The following is a 25315-nucleotide window of genomic DNA, read 5'->3' as shown; positions in this document are numbered from 1 at the left end:
TTCAGTACTCCTCTTCCTGCAGTAATTGCTCGATTAAATCGAGTGAGAATCCTTTGCGGAATAAAAATTGTTTGACCTTCATGGCGCTTTCATATGAGCCGTCATAGCGGTATTTTCTAAACGCTTTTTCCGCGTGAAGGCGCAGCGCTTCTTTCTCTGTGTCTTCATCATTTTCATATTCAATCTGATCCATCGCCGCGCTGATAACATCAAATGAGAAGCCCTTGCGCTGAAGCTGCAGCTGGGCGCGCTGTTTGAGTTCTTTCGTCGAAAGCTTTTTATCTTTTTTGAGAAGCTTTTCAACATGTTTGACCGCTTCTCTTGTCTGATCTTCAAAGGAAAAGGAACTTAGCGCCTCCTTAATTGTATCGTCATCAATTCCCTTCGCTCTTAGCTCTCTGAACAAAACATCAGGGCCTTTTCCGTTTGTTTTTTTGTGAGTGCTGACATAGGCTGCGGCAAATTCCTGGTCGTTTAAGTACTTGTAATCGTTAAGCCTATGGATGACTTCCGCAATGACGGGGGGCGAGGTTTCTTTTTTCTTTAAGTGGTCCTCGACCTCTTTCGTCGACCGCATTCGATAGGATAAAAAGTCAAGCGCACGGTTGAAGCCTTTCTTCACTTCATCGCCGTATTGAATCTCAATGATGTCAAGATCATCGAGTTCTTTTCCCTTCTTGAGCTCAAATTTCACGAGCACATCCGCGTCCACGCTGAAGGCGTATTTATCATCCAGAAAAATATTGAAGCGTTCCGTATTCTTTTTTTGCGTTGATATTTTTGTAATAAACGGCATCTTAATCTCCCTTCTCAGGCCTGAAACGCGTTTTCTTTTATTACAATGAGGTAAAGTATATTTATTAGAACGATGAGGAGAGATGTTCATGAATATCGCAATGACGGGCGGAACCGGTTTTCTCGGCCAGCATCTGACAGGCGTTCTTACGCGCCAGGGACACCATGTTTATATTTTATCAAGAAACGCACGGGAAACTGAACAAAAAAATATGACATATGTCCAATGGCTGACGGAAGGAGCCGCCCCGGAGCAGGAACTTCCTCATATTGATGTCTGGATAAACCTTGCGGGAAAATCGATTTTTGGCCGCTGGACAAATAAAACAAAGCAGCACATTCTCTCCAGCCGTATCAATGCGACGCGTGAAGTGCAGCGGCTTATTCAGAAACAGAAGGAGAAGCCGAACACATTGATCCAAGCCAGTGCCGTGGGTATTTACGGCACAAGCCTTGAGAAAACCTTTACAGAGGATTCTGCAACGTCAGATGAGGATTTTCTCAGCCATACTGCACACCTGTGGGAAAAGGAAGGACAGCATATTGAGGCGATGGGCATCAGGACGGTTTATGCGAGATTTGGCGTGATGCTTGGAGAAAAAGGCGCTCTCCCGCTCATGGTTCTCCCCTATAAGTTTCTGGCCGGCGGAACGATCGGAACGGGAAGGCAGTGGCTGTCATGGATTCATGTCGAGGATGCGGCCCAGATGATCCGATATGCGGTGGAAAACGCCGGCATCTCAGGCCCAATGAATGTCACCGCGCCCAATCCTGTGGACATGAAGCAATTCGGAAAAACGATTGCACGGGTGAAGCACCGCCCGCACTGGCTCCCCGTCCCGGAATTCTTTTTATCAAAAGCATTGGGTGAAATGAGTCTTTTGATTGTGAAAGGACAGCGCGCTCTTCCGAAAAAAGCGATAACCTCTGGATTTCGTTTTACATATTCGGATCTTGAATTTGCACTCTCACAGCTGATAGCAGACCGAAAGACTGTATAAAAACAGCAGGAAGGGTCAACCTTAAGAATAACATGGTTGAAGGAGGTCCTTTTTATGGAAAAAAAGAGGGAGAAGCATCAGCAAGGCGCCAACCTGAAAAAAATGCAGGAAGTTCTTTATTCAGGCGAATTTAAAAAAGCGGAAAAAGCTGCTAAGCGGAAGTAGGAATACATATCCCCTTAAAACCAAATACTATATTTGTTTGATATCACTTTTTAGGGGGAATTTGATATGGGCAGAAATCATATCCACAAAAACCGTGATAAAAACAAACAAAAGCTTCCACAAGTTCCCGATGCATTAAAAAGGGAAACTGACGGCGTTTACGAAGAATATTCAACCGAGCTTGCTGATGCAGATGACCGCGAAGCGCAAGAGCGTGCGAAAGCAGCCGACAACAGAGCGAAAAAGAAATCTCGTTAATGAAAAACCCCTTGTCTCCGTTTGAGACAAGGGTTTTTTTACATTTCAGTGAACCGGTCGCGGATCGGTGTGCGTTTTTTCACTTCCGGCGCCTCGTCAGGATAACCTGTTTGTATGATGGCGGCGAAACGCTCATTATCCTGTAAACCAAAGGCCTGATGGACTTCTTTGTCGTAAAGGATTTTTCCGCTTTTCCAAACCATGCCGATTCCTTTTTCCCAAGCAAGAAGCTGGAGATTTTGAATCAACGAGCTTGTTGCCGCAAAATCGTCGTCCCGCGCTCTTTCGTTTTCATCTTCCTGAAACACGACGAGCAGAAATCCCGGAACGCGCCCAAGTGTGTTTTTGAAATTTTGAAGCTTTTCCTCTGTCATATCCGGCTTGGATTTCTTAGAGAACGCTGCAAATGTATTGATGAGGTTCGCTTTACCTGTCTCACTGGAAACGTAAATAAATCTCCATGGCTCTGTCACTCTGTGATTTGGCGCATATTTTGCCGTTTCAAGCATGTCAAGAATGACTGCTGAAGGTACTGGCTCTTGTTTAAACTTTCGAATCGATCTTCTGCTGCGTATGATGTCCCGCAGTACTGAATGCTGATGTATTTGTTCGGTTTGAGGCATACCGTCTCACCTTCCTATGCAATTGAAAATGATTATCATTTCATAATGATAACGGAAAGTGCATCTTTTTGTAAACCATCATCCGTATTAGATTTTAAGAATACGGGTTTCTGAGTAAACGGCTGTTCCTGTCATGTTCACTTTCACATGGCCGCCGGCTTCGTTCATTTCGATCTCCACTTTTCCGTCTTTTCCAATTTCCTGCCCTTGTTCAATGATAAATTTATGCTGCTTGGTATTGCCATAATGTTTCATATAAGCCCCCATCACGCCGGATGCTGTGCCGGTCACGGGGTCTTCAATCGTTCCCGAATATGGGGATGAAAAGTGGCGCCCGTGCAGGTCGCTGTCGGGATGGACGGTTTCAAAGGTAAACGGATGGACTGAAGCTTTTGGCAGATCAACTAACACTTCCGGAAATTGTTTGTTATCTGGCACCATTTTTTTGGAAGCCTCCAATGATTTAAGCGGAACGATGGCTGTCCATATCCCAGTGCTGCCAAACACAATCGGAAGGTCTTCATGAAAATCTTCATCGGTGATACCCAGTGCGTCCGCAAGTTTTTTCCGATCGCCTGTAAATGGTTTGAATTGCGGAGAGGCCTGTTCAAGCGTGATATGAATACGGCCATCTTTTTCAGAAATCTTCACAGGCAGGATACCCGCTTTCGTTTGGATGCTGTACGTTTTACCGCTCTCCAGCATTCCTTTCTCACATAATGCGTAAAGAGAAGCAACTGTCGCATGACCGCACAAATTCATTTCGTGTCCAGGGGTAAAGTAACGGAGTTCAAGATCGGCCGACTCGCTTTTTCGGATAAAGGAGGTTTCTGAATACCCGGCACGTTCAGCTATGATCTGCATCTCGTCTTCCGTATAATCGTCTCCCTGCAAAATGACGCCTGCGGGGTTTCCTTTGCCGGGACTGCTTGTAAATGCTTCATATTTTAATACCTCTGCTTCTTTCATTCATCTGCCGCCCTTTCTTTATCAATGTCTCTGTCAGTATAGCAAAAATAATTACGAATCTTCAGTCATTATCAAAAAAAACCATTTCCTTTTTTAAGAAAATGGGTGTAACGATCAAGAATTTCTTGTTTTATAGAGCAAATAAATAAAATAAGGTGCGCCGATAGCCGCTGTAAAGACGCCGGCCGGCACTTCCACCGGAGCAAATAAGGTTCTGCCGACGATATCAGCTGTTAAAACGAGCAGAGCTCCAATAAGTGCCGACGTTGGGAGCAGAGCTCCATAAGATGAGCCGACAAGCCGTCTTGCAATATGGGGCGCCATCAGCCCGACAAAACCGATTGTGCCGGCAACTGAAACTGCACAACCCGTAAGAGCCGTACTCAAAAGGAGCAAGAAAAAACGATTTCGCTGCACAGCGCTTCCTGCACCCGCCGCAATATCTTCACCCAGCACCTGTATATTCATATTTTTTAGCGCGACAAAACAAATGAATAAGAGAATGACAGATAAGATAATAGCTATTTTTACATGCTGCCAGTTTGACCCATAAACTGACCCAGTGATATACACATTGGCTTGTGATGCCCGGTAAATCGGACCTTTGATCATCAACAGGGTAGTCATCGCCTGCGCCGACATTGAAAATCCGATTCCGATAAGCACCAGCCGAAATGTGGAGGCGCCATTTTTGTATGCCAGTAAATAGACGATGAGTCCGACAGCCGATGCGCCGATAAATGCGGCTGCTGGAAGCCATGACAGACTGATCGTAAGTGAACTGCTGCGGTCTGAGAAGAACATCATTAAAAGCACGACCGCTACCGCCGCTCCTCCTGTTATTCCGATAATATCCGGAGATGCGAGAGGGTTTCTGACGAGCCCCTGCAATATCGCGCCTGCCGCTGCCAAGCAGACACCGGCGCATAAAGCCGTCAAAATTCTTGGCATGCGGAACGACATGATCATCAGTTCATCCAGCTTGGAACCTGCACCAAAGAATGTTTTTGCTACATCCCAGGGAGGAATAAACCTTTGTCCGAGACCAGCGCTTATGATGAGTACAGCAGCTGTTAACCCCAGTAAAACCAAAAAGACGATCCATGCTTTCTTTTCAGCCGCAGTAACGCCAAAACGAAGTTTCATAGCTTCGCCCCCCTTCTTGCGATGTACACAAACACAGGCATTCCGATGATGGCGGTCATGACCCCGACAGGAACTTCCTGAGGCATAATGATATATCGCGCACCGATATCCGCGCAAACAAGCAAAATGGCACCCAAAACAGCGGAAAATGGCAGAACCCAGCGATAATCATTACCAACGACAAAGCGGGCAAAATGCGGAATAATGATGCCGATAAAAGAAATCGGCCCGGCAATGGCGACAGCGGACCCTGCAAGCATGACAACACAAAGCGCCATCACAAATTTCAACAGGCCTGTTTTTTGGCCGAGTCCTTTTGCCACATCTTCTCCCATGACGAGGAGATTAATTTTTTGACCGAGAAAGAAGCAGATCACAAGCGCTGCCGCTGCATACGGGAGCATCGTCATCAGCAGATCCAGACTCCTGCCCTGCACAGAGCCGGTCAGCCAAAAAAGCACCTGGGCAAGCTCGAGTTCATTAACAGAAAGCAAGCCCTGTGTCAGAGAAGAAAACATAGCCGCCATGGCAGCTCCCGCCAGCGTCAGTTTGATTGGCGTCAGCCCTTCCCTCCCAAGCGAGCCTGCTGCATAGACGATCGCGGCGGTAAATGCTGCCCCCAGAAACGAGCTCCATACTAATGCCTGAGGTGACTGAATATGCAGAAAAAACGATCCGGCAACAATAAAAAAACCTGCACCGGCGTTAATCCCGAAAATCCCCGGTGACGCAAGCGGATTTTTTGTGAGCGCCTGCATGAGAGCGCCCGCGGCTGCAAGCGAGGCGCCGACAACTGTGGCAACCAAAGCGCGCGGAAGCCTGACATCCTTGATGATGACATGCTCATTTGTTCCGTTGAAGGAAGTAAACGCCTGATAGACCTGTCTCCATGACGTACCTGTATAGCCGTACACGACGCTTGCGCAGACAGCCGCCAGTAAAATGAAAATCAGACATACTAACACAATCCATTTTGAAGATGCCTTTTTGCAGATCATGATCTAATTCTCCTAGTTATTTACTATGTAATGTTTGTTTTTGAGAATAATCCTCAATTAGGGATTGACACTCTTAACACTGCTTATTATGATCTAAATGATAATGAATTTCAATATTGGGAGGAAAAAGATGAAAAAGCATATCAGCATGCTATTCGTATTTATAATGGCCGTTATAGTACTTTCTGCCTGTAATAGTTCAGAAAGTTCAAGTAACAGCGAGGGGTCAAGCAGCAAAACAAGAACGGTCAAACATGCAATGGGGACATCAGACAACATTCCCGCCAATCCAAAACGGATTGTTGTTTTAACTAATGAAGGAACAGAGGCGCTCTTAGCGCTTGGCATTAAGCCGGTCGGAGCCGTAAAGTCATGGAAGGGCGACCCGTGGTATGACTATCTGAAAGATGACATGAAAGGTGTTAAAAACGTCGGTCTTGAAACGGAACCGAATGTGGAAGCCATTGCAGAATTAAAGCCTGATTTGATTATTGGAAACAAAGTGCGCCAGGAAAAAATTTATGATCAGTTAAATGCGATTGCGCCGACTGTTTTTGCTGAATCTTTGGCCGGGAACTGGAAGGATAACCTGACTCTATACGCCAACGCGGTGAATAAGGCGGACAAAGGCAAGGAAGTCATTGCCGATTTTGATAAACGCGTTTCTGATTTAAAAAACAAGCTGGGCGACCAGACAAACAAAACCGTTTCTGTCGTACGCTTTTTATCCGGTGAGTCAAGAATCTATTATACCGATTCATTTCCTGGGATTATTTTAGACCAGCTTGGCTTCAAACGCCCTGAAAAACAAGTGGAGCTGTTTAAGAAACAAAAGGACCAATTTACGTTCTCAACCGACAGTAAAGAATCTATTCCTGATATGGATGCTGATGTGCTGTTTTATTTCACTTATAAAGCCGATAATGCAAAAGAAAATGAAAAATGGGCCAATCAGTGGACAAGCAGTTCACTATGGAAAAACCTGAAGGCCGTGAAGTCAGGTAATGCACATGAAGTCGATGACGTCGTGTGGACAACCGCAGGCGGAATTAAAGCCGCAAACTATCTGCTTGATGATATTGAAACCTACTTCTTAAAAACGAAATAAAAAAAGACTCCGTCTTATTAGACGGAGTCTTTTTTGCTTTTGCCAATCAGACGTGTAACGAGGAACATGGTGACAGAAAGAGATCTGTTTTTCCGATACGCCAAGTATTTCCCTCGCCACTCCGGTTTGTATTTTTCTTTAAAGGCTCTTAGGCCGCTGAAGCTGTACATGTATCTGACATTATTAAAAATGACAGCGGCAAACCTTTCGGACCAGAAGGATGTAAAGGCAGTGCCGACATTGGCCAAGGGTGCCATCCCCATATTAAATGACGTGCAGCCCTCTTCCTTTGCCCATAAAAACATACGGATAAACAATGCGTCCATAATGCCATTTGGAGCGTCGCCGCGATAGCGCATCAGATCAACCGATATCTCTCCTTCCTGGTACATCGGCATGACATTTGCGAATGCAACGATATCTCCCTCTGCATTTTTCATATAGGCGATCGGCGCTTTCTGTAAATAAGAAGGATCAAAAAATCCGAGCGAGAATCCCTTCTCTTTTTTCGAGCCGAGCCATTCGTCTGAGATTTGCTTCAGCTCCTCCAAAAACGCATCAGAAAATGGGGGATGATCCACATGGAAAGTATACTCCTCCCGCTCAAAGCGGTTATTGATTGCCCGAAGGCCGGCCTTTTTCTTCCCAGTCAAGGTAAATGTATTTAAATCTACATATGCTTCCTCGCCCAATTTAAAGAAGTTGTAGCCAAAATCGTGATACAGCGCCATGTCCTCTCGTTCAATTTGATAGAACAAAACACTGAATCCCTTCTGATGCGCTTCGTTCAGAAATTCTTCCAGCACGAGCGGGAATGATTCTCTTTGGCCAGACGGATCGCCGAGCACGACCAGCCTTCTGGCGATTTTCCCAAACAGAAGCAGTGCATTCCCATCACTAGAAAAATAAAACCGCTTATCTCCAAGAAAACCGAGATGGCTCAGCGCGTTGCCGCCTTTTTCATTGAGAAACGCAGTAAGACGCTCAGGGTCAGCTTTCTCTCCGATCGGTTTCGTTCTCTTATGATAGACCACTGTAAATATCAAGAAGAACAGCGGCACAATGATGATCGCCATGATGGTTGCATGTGTAATATGCGAGGTGCTGTGGACGAAATATTCGTGACGCAGCACCTTCTTCATCCGGTCCCAAATAAAGCCCGCGATCAGATTGTAGTTAAAGAGCGCCACAGTAAACAGCGCCACAGCGAATATCAATTGTCCCAGTGTATAGGATGCCTGTTCGCGGACAAATTGTTTTTTCAATAGCACAAGCAATACGATAATCATCGGCAGTACAAATATCGCGCTGATGTTAAGCCCTTTTAAAAAGCTGAACACAAAGCCGCCGACAAGCGCTGTAATGGCCATCGTATAGGAACGTTTTGTCCGTTTATAAAGCTCGATCGGCAAAATCAGCAGAATGAGCGCTGAGCTTAAGGACAGGCCGTTGAACAGCAAAAGCGCCGGGCGCGGAATGTGCGGTATAACCGTCAGCCTGTCAATCGGCAAGGAAACTGAGGCCAGGACAATCAGACCTGCTACGAACACAATAAGGGAAAGCGAGCCTTGCAAAATTCTCACTAATACCGCACGCTGAACAACAAGCAGAACGTTTGTCGTCTCAATTGCCGGTGCGATGCGCGGGTTCGTTTCGAGCCGCTTCATTGTATTTTCCGTCAGGTCGCCGGCGGCAAAGAACAGTCCCAAGATGAATGGGATAAATGAATAGGCGAGCCTGTACAATACAATAGAAGTAACGATGGCCTCCTGATGATAGCCAAGCTGCTCCATCCCCAGCAAAAATAAAAGGTCAAACGAGCCGAAGCCGCCCGGCACGAGGCTGATCATTCCTCCGATCGCCGCAATGACGAACACCCCGAACACATACCTGATATCTGCATGAATGCCCATAGCGAACAAAGCAAAATAGATGACGATCCCGGCCATGAGCCATTCAACAACTGAAGCTCCAATATACGCGAAAATCGGATTTTTCACTTTGTCCGCATTCTCTTCGTCCCCAACTTTGCGCCCTTTTATTTTGGACACCGCTAAAGATAACGGCAATATCAGTGCAAAACCGATAACGACCGCCCACAGCCAAGGCTTCTCATGAATCACTTCATCAACTGGCAGCACTCTCGCAGCGACGAAAATGCTGAAAACAGATAATCCGAGCAGCATAGATGATGTGAGCCAGGCGATTCCTTTCACGAGTGCCTTATGGTCTTTCGTATGCTCCTTATAGAACATCATTCTTAACCCGACGCCGGCTAAACCGCCGAAGCCCAGCACATTATTAAATGAATTGGCGATCCAAGAAACCCTGAATACTTTTCCGTTTGTGATCGATAGGCGCAGTGAGTATTTCAGGACGTAATCATACAGCGACATAGCCGCAACAGCCAGCAAGCCGATCAACACAAGCATGAATAAGTCCGTTCGTTCCAGTCCGTTGATGACCATGAGCGTACGTTTGAATGACAGATTTGTCAGTTCTTTTTTCGATTGATAAATAACAAATAGCAAAACAGCAATAGGAAAAACGATTTTTAATATTGATAAAGCATTCTTTTTAATCAGCAATGGTCTCTCCAATCATATTCTAGTTCGATCCTCTCCCCCAATAATCTCCAACTCATTATACACTACCGTTATTTTTCGGACAAAGTCCCGCATGCGGTTTCTGCTCACTTTCTTTCAGGAGTGAAAATCGAGTAATATGGTAAGAGGAGTGAATGATGAGGAAGTGATGAAATGGAATATAATTTACACGATACAACAGTATTAAACGAAAACATTCTTTCATCGGAGGAACGGGAAATATGGGTGCTCTATATGAAAGTCTTAACTTCCGCCGGCCTCGGTGATGTGTCCGAGTGGATGAAGCTGGATATGAGCATGCCGCAAATGAAGGTGTTGATGCTATTAAACAACCATGGAACATTGAAAGTGAGCGACATTGCTGAAAAAATGGGGGCTTCCCTGTCCAATACAACTGGGCTGCTTGACCGCCTTGAGAAATCAGGGTTTGTCAAACGCTCACATTCTGAAGAGGACCGCCGCTCTGTAGTTGTTCAGTTGACAGAAAATGCGAAAAATATTTTCCGGGGTTTGTATGAAAAAGGCCACCTGAAATTGAAGCGTTCATTAGAGCTGCTGTCCCCTGAAGAAAAGCAGGCGGTTTCCGAAGGGCTGTCTATCCTTTCAAGAGCATTAGAGAAAGCGAAAAAAGAATAAATCTGTAAGTCTGTCATCCGCAAACTGCGGGAGCAGGCTTTTTTTAATTGACATTTAGTTCATTCAAAATGAATAATATATTTATAGTGAATTAAAAAGGGGTTGATGAATATGTCTGAAGCATTAACAGAGCAGAAAAGCCAAAAGTGGGCGATCAGCCTGTTTACGATTGGTGTATTTATGGCTGCGCTAGATAACGGAATTATTTCAGCTGCTTTAACAACGATAAACGAGTCGTTTGCCGTTTCTCCTTCCTGGGGATCATGGGGCATTACTCTTTATACGCTCGGTCTTAGCGTCAGTGTGCCAATCGTCGGAAAGCTTTCCGACCGCTACGGCAGAAAAAAACTCTTTCTCATTGAGGTTTGCCTGTTCGGACTTGGTTCTTTGCTTGTTGCTTTGAGCCAAAGCTTCCCGCTCTTTCTGATATCGCGGCTGATTCAGGCGCTTGGAGGCGGCGGGATTTTCATCATCGGCAGCTCTCACATTCTCGCGACCCTCCCAAAGGAAAAACAGGGGAAGGCGCTTGGGCTGCTTGGCGCAATGAACGGGATGGCCGCTGTGCTCGGGCCAAATATCGGAAGCTTTCTGCTTGATTGGACCGGGTCTTGGCATTGGCTATTTTTGATTAATTTGCCGATTGCCGTGCTATTGGTTGTTTTCGGCGCATACTTTATCGCGGAAACAAAAGCACCTGAAGCTAAGCGCCTCGACGCGGCCGGAATCTTCCTTCTATCCCTGTCGATTTTAGCCGTGATGTACGGCATGACGAACCTTGACGGGGCAAATCTCTTACACAGCTTGGGGAATCCGGAGGTTTATGGATGTATTATTTTTGGCATGCTCTGTTTTGCAGCGCTTATCTCGTATGAAAAGAGAGTTGAAATGCGAGGAGGCGATCCCATTTTGGCGTATTCTCTGCTGCGAAACCATATGTTTCAGCGCACGCTTATCATCGGTTTGTTATCCGGGGGGCTCTTGGCGGCAGTCATTTTTATCCCGTCATATGTCGAGCAGTATTTGGGTGTCCCTGCCGCAAAAGCAGGCTATTGGATGACACCGCTTGCGTTGGCTTCCGGAATCGGCGCTTGGCTTGGCGGAGCGCTTACCGACAAAAAAGGTCCTGTAAAAACCGTTATTCTTTCGGGAATCATCTCATGTGCGGGGTTTGCTTTATTTCCGCTCTGGGTGACGGAAAAATGGGAGTTTGTGATCGCAAGTGTGGCAGCTGGGATCGGTTTTGGCTTTCTGTTAGGCGCTCCGCTGAACGTCCTTGTATCAGAAGCGGCAAAAACAAATAAGGGTACAGCTCTTGGCACGCTTTCATTAGTAAGGCAAATTGGACTGACCTTGGCGCCTACTCTATATGCAGGTTTTATCACAGCCGGGTTTGACCAAATAGGTGATGAGATCAACAGCCGCTTATCGGACAGCGGATATTCAGAAAAGGCGATGCAGATGATTCCGGAGATCGACAGTTCTGATGTTTCTTCTTTACAAGAACAAATCGAACGCATTCCCGTTCCTGAAGTCAAAACCGCGATAAGCGACGCCATTCATGCGAGTGTCGCCAGCGGCTATGATCATTTATATGCAGCGGCTGCTGTGATCTCACTTCTGGTGATTGCTGCTATCAGTATTCCGGCTTTCCGCCGGCAAAAGCGTTAAGACCACCCCATCCGTCTGGAAAGCTCCGTAATATGAGCGATATGGTGATGTGAGTGCCAGACATACAGGCCGAGCGCGTTCTCCAGGGTAATGATCTCCTTTGTATCAGGGTGATAAAATCCGCGCTTAAATTGCTGATCCGTCAGGGTGCGGAGCAGAGCCGTCCATCTTCCGTGAAGCTCCTGCAAAAGCGCGAGTGAGCCGCTCGGATCTGCCGTTTTCGAGTCTTTTAGCTCCGACCATGCTTTTTCATCATACGGACGGATAGCCGGTGTCTCTTCCGTCAAGCTCAATTTAAAACGAATATAGCTGTTCATATGACTGTCAGCCAGATGATGAATAACTTGCCGAACGGTCCATCCACCGTCCCGGTACGGTGTGTCAAGCTGGCTGTCCGTCATGCCCTCTACAGTTTGCTTCAATTTTGCCGGCACTTCTTCAAGTACTTGAATCCATTTATCTTTTTGCTCCTTCGATATGGATTCCCTCGGCTTGTATTCTCCTATTGGGTAGCTTAGATTGACTGATGTCATGAATGTTCTCCCTTCTATTCAATCTTCTCCTTTATTTTACAAGAAAAAGATTGTGTATACTGTATGATTTAATACACAACAAGCGGCAGGAGCCCCCCTGCCGCTTGTTTTTCACCCTGCGTGATCACGCACTTCGACTGTTACCTTCTTCTGTTTTGGCTGATAAATTTTCCCCACAAATAAATACCCATATTTGAACTTATTCAGCGCCCATGAGGTCATAATCGGGCCGGCTGTGCACACGGCAAACAACAGGAGAACAGCCGGTACGGCAGGAATGTCGGGTATATTCAAAAGCAACACGTAGCCTATAATCATAAAATAGGCATGAAGCAGATAAATCGAAAAGGAATAGTTGCTGATAAACATCATGATTTTCGGCACATGCTTCATTTTGGAAAACAAGTGAAAACACAGGAAAATCATGCTGGTTGAATACAGCATGATATCAGGCCGCTTCGAGCTGATCATGCCGATTTCACCCACATAAGAAACAGTGACAACCAGCGCCCCAGAAGCAATTGCGGCGCCGTACACCACCAAGCGGTATTGGTTCAGCAGCGCTAAAAAACGCTTGTATTCTTTTCCGCAATAGTAGGCTAGACAAAAGTAGAAAAGCCAGCCTGCGAACGGAACCCAGAAGAACGGAAATGCCCCTCCCTCTTCAGAAGCAGGAGCCGGGCTGGCTGCTGAGAAATAGCCTAAATAAGCGGCTGTCACCACAAATGAGATAGACAGCACCCATTTCGGCGATGCTTTTTTCAAATACTCATGAAACATCATATGCAGCATGTAAAATTGAAAGATGACGAGAATGAAGTATCCGATAAAGTTTCCTAAGAATACGTTCTCCAGATATTTTTGCACAAACGCGAGAAAGGTTACCTCTCCCCCCATCGCACTGGTCATCAGCAACGCATCGATGGCCGCGATAAATAAAAAAGGAACAAAAATCACTTTTCCCCGCTTCTTTAAAAAACCGTCAGGCACCCCATCAGGATAAGAACGGGCCAGTAAAAATTCAGAGATGAAAATAAAAGCGGGCGTGCTGAACATCAGGAGTGTGCGGAAAGAATCAACAGTGTGAGAAATATCTGCAAGAGCTTCTGCCTGAAGCATCAGGACCATTGAAATGATATGGAGCAAGACGACACTTAAGCACGAAATGCAGCGGATCATAAAAATTTCTTTAATTTGCATAACAGCGCTCCTTTTATTTCAAATTGATAGAAATCGATGGTTGTACCTTAACATGTCCGCTCTATTTGAAAAAGTGCCTGATGTCATAAATTGACGTATGCATGATAGACTAAGGTCATAAACCCTTCTGGCTTGTTGGTGTATCTTTCTCAGGCGAGATTGCTAGAAAAATGCAAAAAACCTGCCGTAACGGAGACTGCAGGTTTTTTTATGAAGATATTAATTTGTATTGAGGCCTCCACCATTCAGCCCTTCTTTGATATAGCCGTTCACTTGGCTATTAGAGAGCAAGCCAATATGACCGATGCCATAAAGCTGGATGTTTCGCGCTCCTTGTAACCGAGACAAGCTATTGATTACAATTTGATCATTGAGACTGTAAATAGATGTATAGAGGATCTTTTGATTAGGATCTGTACCCGGCAGCGCCGTTGATGACACTAAACCATTAGCCCCTCCAAGCGTTACGACATTTTGAATCTTATTGCCCCCGCCTAAATATTTAATATAGTACAGCGTATTGGCGCCTCCCATACTATGAGCCACAATATCTACTTTTTTTGCCCCCGTCTCTTTTAAAACACGGTCAACATATGAAGCAAGCTGCGGGCCGTTATTTAGGTTGTTTCCTGTTTTATCATAAAAATCAATTGCGTACAGTTTGTTGCTTTGCCAGCCTTGAGAAATTAAGTAGTTTTTAATAGCGAAAAAGTTGTATGATGCACCACTTATTCCATGAACAAGAACGACAGGATTATGTACTGATTCAGCTTTTGCGCCAGACGGCGGAGCGGCTAAAACAGATAGAATCAGCGATAAACAAATAATGAATGCCATAAGTACTTTTTTCACGTTTATTCCCCCTTAAAATGTTGATACCACCAATTTCCTATTATACATAAAAAATCAATATCGTTACTATTTTTTCTGAAAATTAAATTTAAATCTCTTTTATATCATTGACGGAGATAAATCGGATACCTTCTGACAAACCTTTTATTTTCATTTCCAAAGAGCCCGGTTGTGTTCCCTTCCTCCCTTTTCTATAATAAGGGGAATAGGCAGTTAGAATCACAGTTGAGCACCGGCTCATCTGTTTTGCGAAACAGCCAGACACGGAGGATAGCATGAGAGTATTAAAATACGCCATATTAGGGCTTTTGCGAAAAGGCGAATTGAGTGGATACGATATTACGAGTTATTTTAAAGAGGAGCTCGGCCAGTTTTGGAGCGCCAAGCACAGCCAGATTTACCCTGAGCTCAAAAAGCTGACGGATGAAGGATTTATCACGTTCCGGACAACGATTCAGGGCACAAAGCTGGAGAAAAAGATGTACACCCTGACAGACAGCGGAAAGCAGGAGCTACATGACTGGCTGATCCGCCACCAGCCGATACCCGAGACGGTGAAGGATGAATTTATGCTGAAGGCTTATTTCATTTCTTGTCTATCGCGCCAGGAGGCTTCTGATTTGTTCAAAGACCAGCTGCAAAAACGCCAGACCAAGCTTTCTGACTTACAGGGAAGCTATGAAAAGCTTATGGCTTCAGCAGAGCCGATGTCATTTTCTTCACCGGACTTCGGCCACTATCTTGTGCTGACGAAAGCGCTGGAGCGGGAGAAAAATTACGTTTCTTGGCTGGAATCGATATTAGCTATGATCGATAAGGATTAACCGGGAGCGGCCTTTACGTAATGCATGGGTTTGCCCACATAAAAAATCACCTGTCCCTCGGACAGATGATTTTTTTTTAGGCTCGGAGCGCCTTAAGCCCCGCTGCGAAAGTGATTGCTGCAAAAGCAAGCAAGATGCCGCAGATTCCGAGAATATCTGTGACGCGGGCACCGTTAGCGATAATCTCCGTCAGCCCGCTCATCGCCCACTTTTGCGGAAGAAATTCAGCGATGGATTGCATCAATTTCGGTTCAATGTCGATCGGCCAATACATCCCGCTCACCATACATGTTGCGATGACGAACAAGTTGCCGAACGCAAGCTGCTGTTCTGGCGTTCTGACATTGGCCGCAATCATCAATCCAATGCCGACAACGGTCAATAGAAAAAGTGACACTAATACAATAACCGCAGCCGGATTCCCCCAGTTGATGCCAAACAGCCAATGGGTGGAAAGAAGCAATATGCCAAATTGAATCCAGCCAATGACAAAGAAGGACAGCACATACCCAGCACCGATTTCGGCTCGGCTGACAGAGGCTGTAAGCAATCTGGACCAGACGCCGTTTTTTCTTGCTTCTAAAATGGTTCCAGCCGCTCCCATCATGGTCAGCATGACAAACAGGATGGAAAACCCTGCTGCTCTGGAGGCTGTGTCACTTGCTTCCGCACCCTCTTTTTTATCACTGAGCGTCTGTCGTGTTACAGCCGGAACTGTATCTTCATGTTTTTTGGCGAAAACGGTTTTATACGCAGCCTTCCAGTTCTCTCCCGCTGTCTGCGATGCCGTTTTTGCCGCGGTCACCTGAATATTGAGCGTTGCCAATGTGCTTTCTTCATATTGTTTGACCATCGGCGCTTCCGACAGCTCGGGGCCGTGACGGAAAATCAGCTCAGGGTTTTTGCCTTTTTCCAGCTGTGTCTGGAACGAGCGGGAAATGACGATGATCCCGGCAATTTTCTTTTGTTTCAGCTTTTCTGACGCTTTGCTTTCAGACATGTTTTCGAATGTATACATATCATCGTGTGCCTTCAGCTGCCGAATATAATGCTGTGAGAGAATCGTATCGTCCTGATCAACGATTGCAAGCCGCACCTTATCATCATTGCCGCCGAGCATACTCCCAAATACAAAGGTAAGCAAAAGCGGGGCAGCAAACATGATCAAATAGTTCTGCGGCTTCTTAAAAATGAGAGAAAGCTCAATGCCGCAAATGGCTATGATTTTTTTCACCTTTTGTACCCTCCTTATCTTGTATGAAGCCGTCTGATACCAATTACAAGTGAACAAAGGCCGATCGCCGCAAAAAGAAGCACAGGCTTTTGAAGGTCAGCCCAGCCTCCTCCTTCCATTAAAGAAAGAAAGCCGTCAAGCGCCCAGCGATTTGGCACCGCTTTGGATACAGACTGCAAGACGTCCGGAAATTGATACAGCGGCAGCATGGACCCGCCGAGAACCGCAAGCAATTGAATACCGAAGCCGCCTATCGCATCTGCAGATTTCATATCGCTGATGCACGACGCAAGCAGCATTGAAATGCCAGATACAGCGGCGGCGTAAGAAAGCCCGAGTACACTCACAAACAGCAGATTACCTCCCCAGTCCACACCAAATGCATTGATTGTGACGATCAGAAATATGAAAAATTGCATGATAGCAAACAGATACGTCCCAAGCCATTTTCCGAAGAGAATGACGGATTTTTGCGCAGGCGTCATCAGCATTCTGGCAAGCGTCTCCGTATCCTTTTCCTGTAAAAACGATTTCGCCCCGACTGTCATATGAAACAGCATAAACATGCAAAGCATTGCCGCCGAATAGTATTGAAAACTGGTAACGGCCTTGCTGCCGACAGATTTTTCTGCAATAGTCAGCTTGTCACCTGTTTCTTTTTCAAGCGTCTTTGCCAGCTTTTCTGCAAACTGTGCAGGATCAAGTTTTCCTTGCTTTACAGCTTCCGTTTTGCTGATGTAGTCCATTGAGGCTGACGCGGCTTCCTTTACCGCTTTATATTGTTCTATAAAAGAGCTTGCAGCTGTTTCGATGATGGAACTTTTCAATGTTTGATCAGGAGCGGCATAAACAACAGCTGAGGTTTTGCCGGCTTCCCAATGGTTCGGGATGACGATACCTACATCAATTTTCTTTTCATCAATCAGTTTTTTCATCTTGTCTTCGCTGCCGGCTTTTGTGACCTTTATTGACTTTATTTTTTTAAGCACATCTTTCGTAAACATGTTCGCTGCATCTGACTGATCTGGTTGAACGTAGCCGACTTTGATTTCATCAATCCCGCTGCCTCCGTCAACAACTGATCCGAGCGCCGCGCCTAAAATACAGGTTAGGAGCAGCGGCATTAGGATAAGCATCATAAACCCTTTTCTGTCCGTGATTCTGATTTTGACATCTTTCCATGCGATCCATATGCTTTTTTTCATGGCCGTCCCTCCTAATCCCGCAACGTGCGGCCGGTCAGATTCAAAAACAGGCGCTCCAGATTCGGTTCCTGCACCTGAAGAGACAGCAGGTTTATATGATGAGCAGCGGCTTCAGCAAGCAGACTGGTGACGACTTTCTCATGATGAGCCGCAGAAATGTCGATTTTGAGCTCTGACTCCTGGACTGTTACATCATTCACATGAGCCAGGGAACGGATCGCCAAAAGAAACGCTTCATCGATCCCGCTGACCGTGAGCTGAATGATGGTATCGCCTCCAAGGCGGCTGCACAAATCAGTTTTTGTGCCAATCGCAATCATTTCCCCCTGATCAATTATCCCGATCCGGTCGCATAAAAACTCAACCTCTTCCATGTAATGACTCGTATAGATCACCGTCATGCCCGTTTCGTTGAGCTGTTTGACCGTTTCTAAAATGTGATTTCTCGATTGAGGGTCAATACCGACAGTCGGTTCATCCATAATCAGCAACTCGGGCTTATGCATTAAAGCCGCACCGATGTTGATTCTTCGTTTCATCCCCCCGGAGAACGTTTCAATCTTATCTTTAGCCCGCTCAGTCAGACCGACATATTCAAGGACCTCAGCCGATCTTTTTTTGGCCTCACCGTGCGTAAGTCCGTACATTTTCCCCCAAAACATAAGATTCTCATGAGCCGTCAGCGTCGGATATAATGCAATTTCCTGCGGAACAATGCCGATTTTTTGTTTCGCTTTGGCCGTTTCTTTTCCGATGACATAGCCGCCCACCGTGATGTTCCCGCTGTCATGCGGTACAAGGCCGGAAATCATCGAAATGGTTGTGGATTTCCCCGCACCGTTTGGCCCGAGCAGACCGAACGACTCCCCCTTTTGAAGGGAAAAAGAAATACCTTTCACGATTGTTTTTTTTCCATATGCCTTTTTGATGTTTTCTGCTTGCAGCACGTCGTCTCACTCCTTTTTTTGATCCATTGCCATTGTAGAAGAAAGAAAGGCGTGCGGCATGTAGCGGCAGATAGAACATAGGGCATGAAAAAAAGGCCTGTAAAAGGCCTTTTCAGAGAAGCGTATATGCAAAACGTCATATGTCAAAAGACAGATACACCATATCTGACCGAGTAAATGGCGGCTTGGGTTCTGTCCCTGACAGCCAGCTTGCTGATAATATTTGAAACGTGGTTTTTGACTGTGCCTTCTGTAATGAAAAGCTTTTCGGCAATTTCTTTGTTATTCAGCCCGTACCCCAGCTCAGCCAGAACTTCGATTTCGCGCTCGGTCAGGTCGAGCAGCTCGTTAGGTTTTTCTATCTCATTTATTCCTTTCAGCTGTTTTTCACGCTTCCATTCATTCAGCATTTGGGCAGTCAATTCCGGCGGAAGCACCATTCCGCCAGAATGAACAGTCATCACCGCTTTTACAATCGTATCTGCCGACATATCCTTCAGCAGATACCCGCTTGCTCCTTCTTCAAGCGCTTCAGCAATCAGCGCTGAATCCTTAAAGGTTGTCAGCATCAAAACCTTTACGCCGGGCAGCGAGCTTGTGATTAATTTTGTTCCCTCCACCCCGTTGGAAACCGGCATGCGGATGTCCATTAACACGATATCCGGCTCCAGCTCTTTCGCCTTTTCGAAGGCTTCCTGTCCGTTTCGCGCCGTTGCGATCACATCGAGCTCTTCTCTGAGCTGGAGCAGGGATGCCAGCCCTTCTCTGACGATATCCTGATCGTCGGTAATGATGATCTTAATCATGATAAACTCTCCTTCTGCTGCACGGGCCTGAAGCTCCATTTTTTATTGGCAAGTGAAAATTCGGCGATTACAGTAAATCCTTGATCCCGTTCGCTTTCAAAGCGGATCGTTCCGCCATGTTCCGCTGCCCGCTTTTTCATATTCAAGAGGCCAAAGCCAAGTGCCGCTTCGGGATTGCCTTTTCCGTCATCCTTAATGACAAGGCTGATGCTGTCCGTTGTGCAGGCAAGCTGTATCGAACAAGCTGTGGCGCCGCCGTGCCGTTTGGCATTGGTCAGTGCTTCCTGCACCGTTCTGATCAGGGTCGGATGGAGAGACAGCGGGATGATTGCAGGATCACCGCTGACCGCAAATTCTGTTGTGACTCCTGCATTTTTGCAAAAGTCCTCTGTCAGCTGTTTCAGCGATTCGATTAGCGAAGGATCGTTTTCAGTTTGCAGAGTGCGTACTGATAAGCGGACATCATCAAGCGCTTCACGGGCAAGTGTTTCACAGACACCTACTGTCTCATCCGCTTTTTGGCTGTCTCTTTTTTGCCATTCACGCAAAAGCTGCAGCTGGACGAGAAGGGCCGTCATTTTATGCCCCACTGTATCATGGATTTCCCGCGCCATTCTGTTCCGCTCGTAAATGGCGGTCAGCTCTTCAACCTGCTTCGCATATAAATGCAGCTCCTGATGTGCGGAAGACAGCGCCAAGTGGGATTCTGTCAGTTCCCGGTACTGCTGTTTTGCCGTTTCCTGCGCATCCGTCAGCTTTCGGATTAATTTGCCGACGACACCACAGAAGACAACGAATGTCATGCTGATGCAATGATCCATCACATATTCACCGCCAAGCATATGATACGTGCGTAATAGAACAATCAGCCACATCATAAAACAAAAACAAAGAACGGACCATACAGTTTTTCGGTCAAACCCCTTCAGAAAAAAGGTAACTGCAACCGGGCTGAGCAAGGTAATATATAAACCTGTACCCGGAAACATGAAACCGAACGAAAAGCCAACTGCAATATCAATCAGGCAAAAAATAATCGCATATCTCTGTACCCTTAATAAGAGATGATTTGCTAAGAATACACTTGCACCGCAAGCGATGAACAAATACTCAAACCAGCTGTCGTCCTTTACAAGGAAAAAATAAACCGAACAGCTTACCATTAAGGTGAAAATCCTAGTAAATAAAAGAGCCTTCACGCTCATCACTCCCGATACCCAATTCCCTTCTTATCATACCTGCCTCAGGGCATTTTTGACAGGAGTTTCTGGAAAATAAAAACCGCATATGAACTTTATGTCATATGCGACGCATCCCCTCATTTATTTAAATTCAACCCATACTGACCCTTGGTTTGCCGAGCGTACGCAGTTCTCAATCCAGCGAATGCCCTCGATCCCTGCATCAATGTCAGGATAAACCAAGTTGTTCAAGCTTTCTTCCTCTTCACGGTTTTTGGCGTCTATCGCAATGGCAAATTTAAGATAAATATTGGCCCATGCTTCGGACAGCCCTTCGCTGTGTAAGGCGCCCAGTCGTTCATCGGCGCTGCACACATCATCTAAATACGGCATGCCGCGAATGAGTGTCTGGCCCGGCTCTCCCTGCACTTCATACGTCAGTTCATTTGGCATGCTGTCCCACCACTCAATGCTTGCCTTTGAGCCGACAATCCGGATTCTATGGCCATCCATACATCCGGCATTGATTGACGATGCCCACATCGTTCCGACCGCTCCATTTTCATAATGCATCAGCACATGGGCATTATCCTCTAGCGGTGCGCGGCTGCCGACGAAGCTCTGTCGGTCACACAGCAGCTCTTTAATTTTCATCTTTGGCATAATAAGCTGTGACATATAATACGTGTGGGTAGATAAATCGCCCAGTACAAAGCTTGGCCCGGCGATCGCAGGGTCGACACGCCATTTCTGTGCAGCGCTTATCTTTTCACCTTCATCTGTTGCACAAAAACCGTGTGTGTACTGCAAGTCAACCACCCGAATATCGCCGATCATTCCTTGTTCAATCATCGCACGCATTTGAAGAAGCATTTGATTGCCTGAAAAACCGTACGTCACGCCGACAATTTTCCCTTTTTTCTCTGCGAGCGCTTTGATTTCATAACCCTCTGCTGAAGTGAAGAACAGCGGTTTTTCACAGATGACATGCAGTCCTGCTTCAAGCGCCGCCTTACAAATCTCATAATGAGTGCCGTTCGGAGTGGCAATCGATACTACCTCTATGCCATCCTGTCTTTTCGCTTCCTCGGCAAACATGGTTTGATAGTTGGGATAACAGCGTTCCGCATCCACTCCAAGGTTCATCCCGAAGTCTTTTCCTCTTTCGGCATCGATATCAAAAGCGCCGGCAGTTAATTGAAAAGCAGTATTGTCTCTCAGCGCTCCAGTACGATGTTTATACCCAACCTGGCTAAGCCGTCCGCCGCCTACCATTGCCCAGCGCAGCGGCTTGGAGATGATTCTTTCTCCATTTATCATCATGAAAACCTCCTATTGGCTGATGGTTTGTTTTAATGCTTCTACAGAAGTGCGGATGCCCGCTTCAGGTGACATCGTCAGATCCTCCATTTCTAAAGAAACCTCATCATCATATCCCATCATTTTTACAACTGAAAAAAATTCCTTCCACCACTGTAAATCCTGTCCGCAACCGACAGCTACGTAATTCCACGCCCGGTTTGCAGGATCTGTCACTTCTTTTGTTTCTAAAAGTCCGTTGACCGCTGATAAATATCTTTCAATTCTGACATCTTTCCCGTGGACATGGTGAATGGCTGAGCCGAGCTCCCTTGCTGCGATGATCGGGTCTGCGCCCATCCATAATAAATGGCTCGGGTCAAGATTCAAACCGACCAGCGGGCCGACCGCTTTTCTGAGTCGAAAGAGAGTCTCAGGGTTATAGACTAATTGAGAGCTGAAGTTCTCAAGCGCTATTTTTTCTACGCCGCAGGCCCCCGCTTTTTTGACAAGCTTCTTCCAATATGGAATCGCAACGTCTTCCCATTGATAGTTGAGGATATCTTTTAAAACGGGAGGCCAGCTTACTGTGTATGTGATCCAGTTCGGCACTTTGTCGTCCGGGCTGCCGGCTGGCAAACCGCTCATCATGATCACTTTTTTGACGCCTAATAATCCAGCCAGCTCCATCGTTTTGTCAGTTATGTCTCTGTGCGATTTGCCCAATTCACCCGGATCTAAAGGGTTCCCCGAGCAGTTTAATGCGCAAAGTGTCATGTTCCGCTTTTCCAGCGCTTGTGAAAATTCTTTTCTTTTTTCGCTGCTTTGCAGCAGTTCATCAAGATTCAAGTGAGGTGCCGGCGACCAGCCCCCGGTTGTCATTTCAAGTGTATCGATCCCAAGCTTTGCGGCAAAATCGAGCATGTCTTCAAAAGGCAAATGCCCTAGGCTGTCTGTGACATAAGATAGTTTCATCGATAGATTCCTCCTCATATCTGCAGATTACGATAAGTGAGTCGATTGATTCGGCATGTCCTGATCAACTTGCCGGCCATATTCATATTGGCGAAATGAATGCTAAAGCTGTTCAAGTGACCGCCCTTTCGTCTCAGGCACATATTTTTAAAGATTTTCAAGAGCCGTAGATCAGGCGCATGCTATTTACTGAGATCGGAATCGCCATCGTACAGCAAATTACCGATGTCAATTCGATCATGTACTATGGGACAGAAATTTTAAGAAAAGCCGGTTTTCAAACAGAAACCGCTTTCTTAAAAAATTATAAGACAACAAGATTTCTCGCGTCTTTATCATATGGAGACATTATTTTGTCATTTCAGGACATCTTATTCGTGCGGCTCGGCCTGTTCGATTTTTTGAAAAGGCTTATTGATTTGAAATGCGGTCATTTTTGAGTCTTTATAAAGGGAACGGAAAAGCCCTGGAGAGCTGCCGATTTTGGCAGAAAATACGCGTGTAAAATAATGTACAGAGAATCCTATTTCTTCTGCTATTTCCTTTATCGATAGATTCGTTGACTTCAGCAGCGCGGCGGCTTTATTGATTTTTTCATTTTGGACAAACTCGGAGTAGCTGACACCCAGTTCTGCTGCAAATAAACGTGATAAGTGCCTGCCTGAGATATGAAAATGGCCGGCGACATCCGTCAGCTTTAACGGCTGTGACAGATTGTCTTTAATGTGCAGTTTGACCTCCGTCAGCAAAGCAGATGAGCTTTGAATGAGCTGCTTGTTTTTCGGGCGGCGGGCGGACGGGAGAAAGGTTTGGATTAATGACAGGATCAATGCGTGCGACAATTGGGATAGGATCTCTTTGTCAAAAGCATTGACTGACTGAGCTGCTTGCAGCATTAACGTTTTCCAAAGAATGCCCGGAGGTTCGCCATCTTTTATTTGCACTGTGACAAGGGGGCTTTGTTTCACTTCTTCCATCACGTTGATCCATTCAGCGCTTGATTGATCCTCACTCAGCTCAAAAGCGACATAAAAAATGAACAGTCCTGTTTCACTTTTGATTTGGTGCAAATGATCCGGCTTTGACAAAAAAATCGTCTGTTCCCGAAGCGGATATGTACGATCGCCTTCAAGATAATATCCTTCACCTCTTACCACGTAACAAATTTCATAAAAGGAATGCTTATGAAGCAGTGTGTTATAGTGATTCGTCATTGCTCCCCAATAATGGACGTAAAATGAAACATCCTTTTGCTCTAAGCGATGCACATACTGATTTAAAGCGATTTTGCCTGTCACAAGGTGATCGAGTTCCATGTAAACGCCTCCTAACAAGTTGGTGGTTCTCTCATCATAACAAGGCGGACAAAAATAAAAAATCCCCCTGCCGTTTTTTCGGCAAGGGGATTGCAGTTAAATCAAAAATGTAATATAGGCGCCGGAAACAGGGTCTTTCACACGAAAGCTGTTTTCCGTCTCTTCAATCGAATACCCGGCATGTTTGACTCGGTTTGCCACTAAATCCAGCTCCTCTTGGTGAGGCAGGACAACAGTGTAATAGTCTAGTCCGCTGGCATTTGTCGGTTTAGGCGGCGCATTTCTTCCCGCCCAAATGTTTAAGCCGATATGATGGTGGTACCCCCCGGCTGAAACGAAGAGGGCGGACATGCCCGCATAGTTTCCGACAATGTCAAAGCCCAGTACATCTGTATAAAACGCCTTTGCTTCTTTCAAATCACTGACATGCAGATGAATGTGTCCGATGATTGTATCGTTTGGAAGCGATGTTTTCCGCTCATCTCCTGCCTCTTCCAGAAGGCCCTCAATGTCAACAGCGGTTGTCGTCATGACGTAGTTTCCTTCCCGATCACGCTGCCACGTGCTGCGGGGGCGGTCAGCGTACATTTCAATGCCGTTTCCGTCAGGATCAGACAGGTAGAGCGCTTCGCTGACAGCATGGTCTCCATGTCCGATAGCAATGCCGTGTTCAATCAGGCGTGCGAGCGCGATCCCAAGTTCTTTCCTGTCCGGAAGAAGAATCGCAAAGTGATAAAGGCCTGTCACAGACCGTTCAGGCAAGACGACAGCGCTCGGATTTTCTTCAAGAATAAGCAGTACGCGTTTCCCGTCAGCCGTTAATTCCGCTTGGCGATCCGTCTTTTTTAAGACTTGAAAACCGATGACGTTACAGTAGAACTGAAGCGAACGCTCCAGACTGCGAATTGTGAGTTTGGCATAGCCAATGTGTGTATCCTCATGAATGCTGGTCATGCTGCATGCCTCTTTT

At 46.1% G+C, this 25315-nt stretch carries 25 protein-coding genes and 1 pseudogene; 8 read left to right on the top strand and 18 right to left on the bottom strand.

Annotated elements, in window-relative coordinates; genetic code table 11:
* Position 1: 1 nt before the first annotated feature.
* Positions 2 to 796: a recombination regulator RecX gene (gene recX / locus CW370_RS19070; RefSeq protein WP_003243354.1), complete on the bottom strand. Its 795-nt coding sequence runs from the start codon at positions 794 to 796 to the stop codon at positions 2 to 4.
* Positions 797 to 884: 88 nt separating this feature from the next.
* Here recX and CW370_RS19065 point away from each other — a divergent pair, with 88 nt between their 5' ends.
* From CW370_RS19065 to CW370_RS19055, 3 genes are all read left to right on the top strand, one after another.
* Positions 885 to 1796 carry a TIGR01777 family oxidoreductase gene (locus CW370_RS19065; protein WP_029946424.1) on the top strand — a complete coding sequence of 304 codons (912 nt, stop codon included), beginning with the start codon at positions 885 to 887 and terminating at the stop codon, positions 1794 to 1796.
* A gap of 54 nt (positions 1797 to 1850) precedes the next feature.
* Entirely contained in the window at positions 1851 to 1961 is a 111-nt protein-coding gene (locus tag CW370_RS19060) for a YfhE family protein (protein WP_003223230.1), read from the top strand.
* 66 nt (positions 1962 to 2027) lie between these two features.
* Complete coding sequence (locus tag CW370_RS19055) at positions 2028 to 2219, top strand: YfhD family protein (protein WP_003233561.1); 192 nt, start codon at positions 2028 to 2030, stop codon at positions 2217 to 2219.
* A gap of 38 nt (positions 2220 to 2257) precedes the next feature.
* Here CW370_RS19055 and CW370_RS19050 read toward each other — a convergent pair whose 3' ends face one another.
* From CW370_RS19050 to CW370_RS19035, 4 genes are all read right to left on the bottom strand, one after another.
* Positions 2258 to 2842: a nitroreductase family protein gene (locus tag CW370_RS19050; protein ID WP_003243940.1), complete on the bottom strand. Its 585-nt coding sequence runs from the start codon at positions 2840 to 2842 to the stop codon at positions 2258 to 2260.
* Between the two features lie 87 nt (positions 2843 to 2929).
* A complete protein-coding gene (locus CW370_RS19045; protein WP_024572467.1) occupies positions 2930 to 3811 on the bottom strand; it encodes a PhzF family phenazine biosynthesis isomerase in 882 nt (293 codons plus the stop codon).
* A 114-nt stretch (positions 3812 to 3925) separates the two neighbouring features.
* Positions 3926 to 4957 (bottom strand): FecCD family ABC transporter permease, encoded by a 1032-nt coding sequence (locus tag CW370_RS19040; RefSeq protein ID WP_029317459.1) that lies wholly within the window; start codon positions 4955 to 4957, stop codon positions 3926 to 3928.
* Entirely contained in the window at positions 4954 to 5955 is a 1002-nt protein-coding gene (locus CW370_RS19035; RefSeq protein ID WP_017696455.1) for a FecCD family ABC transporter permease, read from the bottom strand. The genes CW370_RS19040 and CW370_RS19035 overlap by 4 nt, the downstream gene beginning before the upstream one ends.
* Before the next feature lie 130 nt (positions 5956 to 6085).
* Between CW370_RS19035 and CW370_RS19030 the strand changes: the two genes are divergently transcribed.
* Positions 6086 to 7063, top strand: coding sequence for an ABC transporter substrate-binding protein (locus tag CW370_RS19030; protein WP_024572317.1), 978 nt, complete (start codon positions 6086 to 6088; stop codon positions 7061 to 7063).
* A 17-nt stretch (positions 7064 to 7080) separates the two neighbouring features.
* Here CW370_RS19030 and mprF read toward each other — a convergent pair whose 3' ends face one another.
* A complete protein-coding gene (gene mprF, locus CW370_RS19025) occupies positions 7081 to 9651 on the bottom strand; it encodes a bifunctional lysylphosphatidylglycerol flippase/synthetase MprF (RefSeq protein WP_024572316.1) in 2571 nt (856 codons plus the stop codon).
* Positions 9652 to 9822: 171 nt separating this feature from the next.
* Here mprF and CW370_RS19020 point away from each other — a divergent pair, with 171 nt between their 5' ends.
* Complete coding sequence (locus tag CW370_RS19020) at positions 9823 to 10305, top strand: MarR family transcriptional regulator (protein ID WP_014663255.1); 483 nt, start codon at positions 9823 to 9825, stop codon at positions 10303 to 10305.
* 111 nt (positions 10306 to 10416) lie between these two features.
* Positions 10417 to 11973, top strand: coding sequence for an MFS transporter (locus CW370_RS19015; RefSeq protein ID WP_024572315.1), 1557 nt, complete (start codon positions 10417 to 10419; stop codon positions 11971 to 11973).
* Here the strand turns inward: CW370_RS19015 and bstA are convergent.
* From bstA to estB, 3 genes are all read right to left on the bottom strand, one after another.
* A complete protein-coding gene (gene bstA, locus CW370_RS19010; protein WP_024572314.1) occupies positions 11970 to 12506 on the bottom strand; it encodes a bacillithiol transferase BstA in 537 nt (178 codons plus the stop codon). The genes CW370_RS19015 and bstA overlap by 4 nt on opposite strands.
* Positions 12507 to 12617: 111 nt before the next feature.
* Positions 12618 to 13706 carry an acyltransferase family protein gene (locus tag CW370_RS19005; RefSeq protein WP_101169912.1) on the bottom strand — a complete coding sequence of 363 codons (1089 nt, stop codon included), beginning with the start codon at positions 13704 to 13706 and terminating at the stop codon, positions 12618 to 12620.
* A gap of 219 nt (positions 13707 to 13925) precedes the next feature.
* Positions 13926 to 14558 (bottom strand): esterase EstB, encoded by a 633-nt coding sequence (gene estB, locus CW370_RS19000; protein ID WP_003243184.1) that lies wholly within the window; start codon positions 14556 to 14558, stop codon positions 13926 to 13928.
* Between the two features lie 275 nt (positions 14559 to 14833).
* On the opposite strand from estB, the gene padR reads away from it, so the two are divergent.
* Positions 14834 to 15382 (top strand): transcriptional regulator PadR, encoded by a 549-nt coding sequence (padR, locus tag CW370_RS18995; protein WP_024571654.1) that lies wholly within the window; start codon positions 14834 to 14836, stop codon positions 15380 to 15382.
* A gap of 76 nt (positions 15383 to 15458) precedes the next feature.
* Here padR and lnrN read toward each other — a convergent pair whose 3' ends face one another.
* The 7 genes from lnrN to CW370_RS18960 form a co-directional block, all read right to left on the bottom strand.
* On the bottom strand, positions 15459 to 16616 hold the full coding sequence (gene lnrN, locus CW370_RS18990; RefSeq protein WP_029946450.1) for a linearmycin resistance permease LnrN: 1158 nt from the start codon (positions 16614 to 16616) through the stop codon (positions 15459 to 15461).
* A gap of 14 nt (positions 16617 to 16630) precedes the next feature.
* Positions 16631 to 17821, bottom strand: coding sequence for a linearmycin resistance permease LnrM (gene lnrM, locus CW370_RS18985; protein ID WP_024572986.1), 1191 nt, complete (start codon positions 17819 to 17821; stop codon positions 16631 to 16633).
* An 11-nt stretch (positions 17822 to 17832) separates the two neighbouring features.
* Positions 17833 to 18768 carry a linearmycin resistance ATP-binding protein LnrL gene (lnrL, locus tag CW370_RS18980; protein ID WP_024572985.1) on the bottom strand — a complete coding sequence of 312 codons (936 nt, stop codon included), beginning with the start codon at positions 18766 to 18768 and terminating at the stop codon, positions 17833 to 17835.
* Between the two features lie 143 nt (positions 18769 to 18911).
* The gene (gene lnrK / locus CW370_RS18975) at positions 18912 to 19574 is read right to left on the bottom strand and encodes a two-component system response regulator LnrK (RefSeq protein ID WP_024572984.1); all 663 of its coding nucleotides are present in this window, start codon (positions 19572 to 19574) and stop codon (positions 18912 to 18914) included.
* Positions 19571 to 20773: a sensor histidine kinase gene (locus tag CW370_RS18970; RefSeq protein ID WP_024572983.1), complete on the bottom strand. Its 1203-nt coding sequence runs from the start codon at positions 20771 to 20773 to the stop codon at positions 19571 to 19573. The genes lnrK and CW370_RS18970 overlap by 4 nt, the downstream gene beginning before the upstream one ends.
* A gap of 123 nt (positions 20774 to 20896) precedes the next feature.
* A complete protein-coding gene (locus CW370_RS18965; protein ID WP_080263055.1) occupies positions 20897 to 22078 on the bottom strand; it encodes a Gfo/Idh/MocA family protein in 1182 nt (393 codons plus the stop codon).
* 9 nt (positions 22079 to 22087) lie between these two features.
* Complete coding sequence (locus tag CW370_RS18960; RefSeq protein ID WP_024572211.1) at positions 22088 to 23029, bottom strand: sugar phosphate isomerase/epimerase family protein; 942 nt, start codon at positions 23027 to 23029, stop codon at positions 22088 to 22090.
* 146 nt (positions 23030 to 23175) lie between these two features.
* On the opposite strand from CW370_RS18960, the pseudogene CW370_RS21630 reads away from it, so the two are divergent.
* A pseudogene (locus tag CW370_RS21630) lies at positions 23176 to 23334 on the top strand (MFS transporter); the annotation flags it as partial.
* A gap of 66 nt (positions 23335 to 23400) precedes the next feature.
* Here the strand turns inward: CW370_RS21630 and CW370_RS18950 are convergent.
* Together CW370_RS18950 and catE are read right to left on the bottom strand one after the other, a co-directional pair.
* Positions 23401 to 24345, bottom strand: a complete 945-nt coding sequence (locus CW370_RS18950) for an AraC family transcriptional regulator (protein ID WP_024572213.1) — start codon at positions 24343 to 24345, stop codon at positions 23401 to 23403.
* A 96-nt stretch (positions 24346 to 24441) separates the two neighbouring features.
* On the bottom strand, positions 24442 to 25299 hold the full coding sequence (gene catE, locus CW370_RS18945) for a catechol 2,3-dioxygenase (RefSeq protein ID WP_024572214.1): 858 nt from the start codon (positions 25297 to 25299) through the stop codon (positions 24442 to 24444).
* Positions 25300 to 25315: the final 16 nt, after the last annotated feature.

Source organism: Bacillus sp. SN32 (assembly GCF_002837495.1).
Taxonomy (GTDB): domain Bacteria; phylum Bacillota; class Bacilli; order Bacillales; family Bacillaceae; genus Bacillus; species Bacillus subtilis.
The sequence above is the reverse complement of the archived record's forward strand: the minus strand, read 5'-3'. Positions and strand labels throughout refer to the sequence as shown.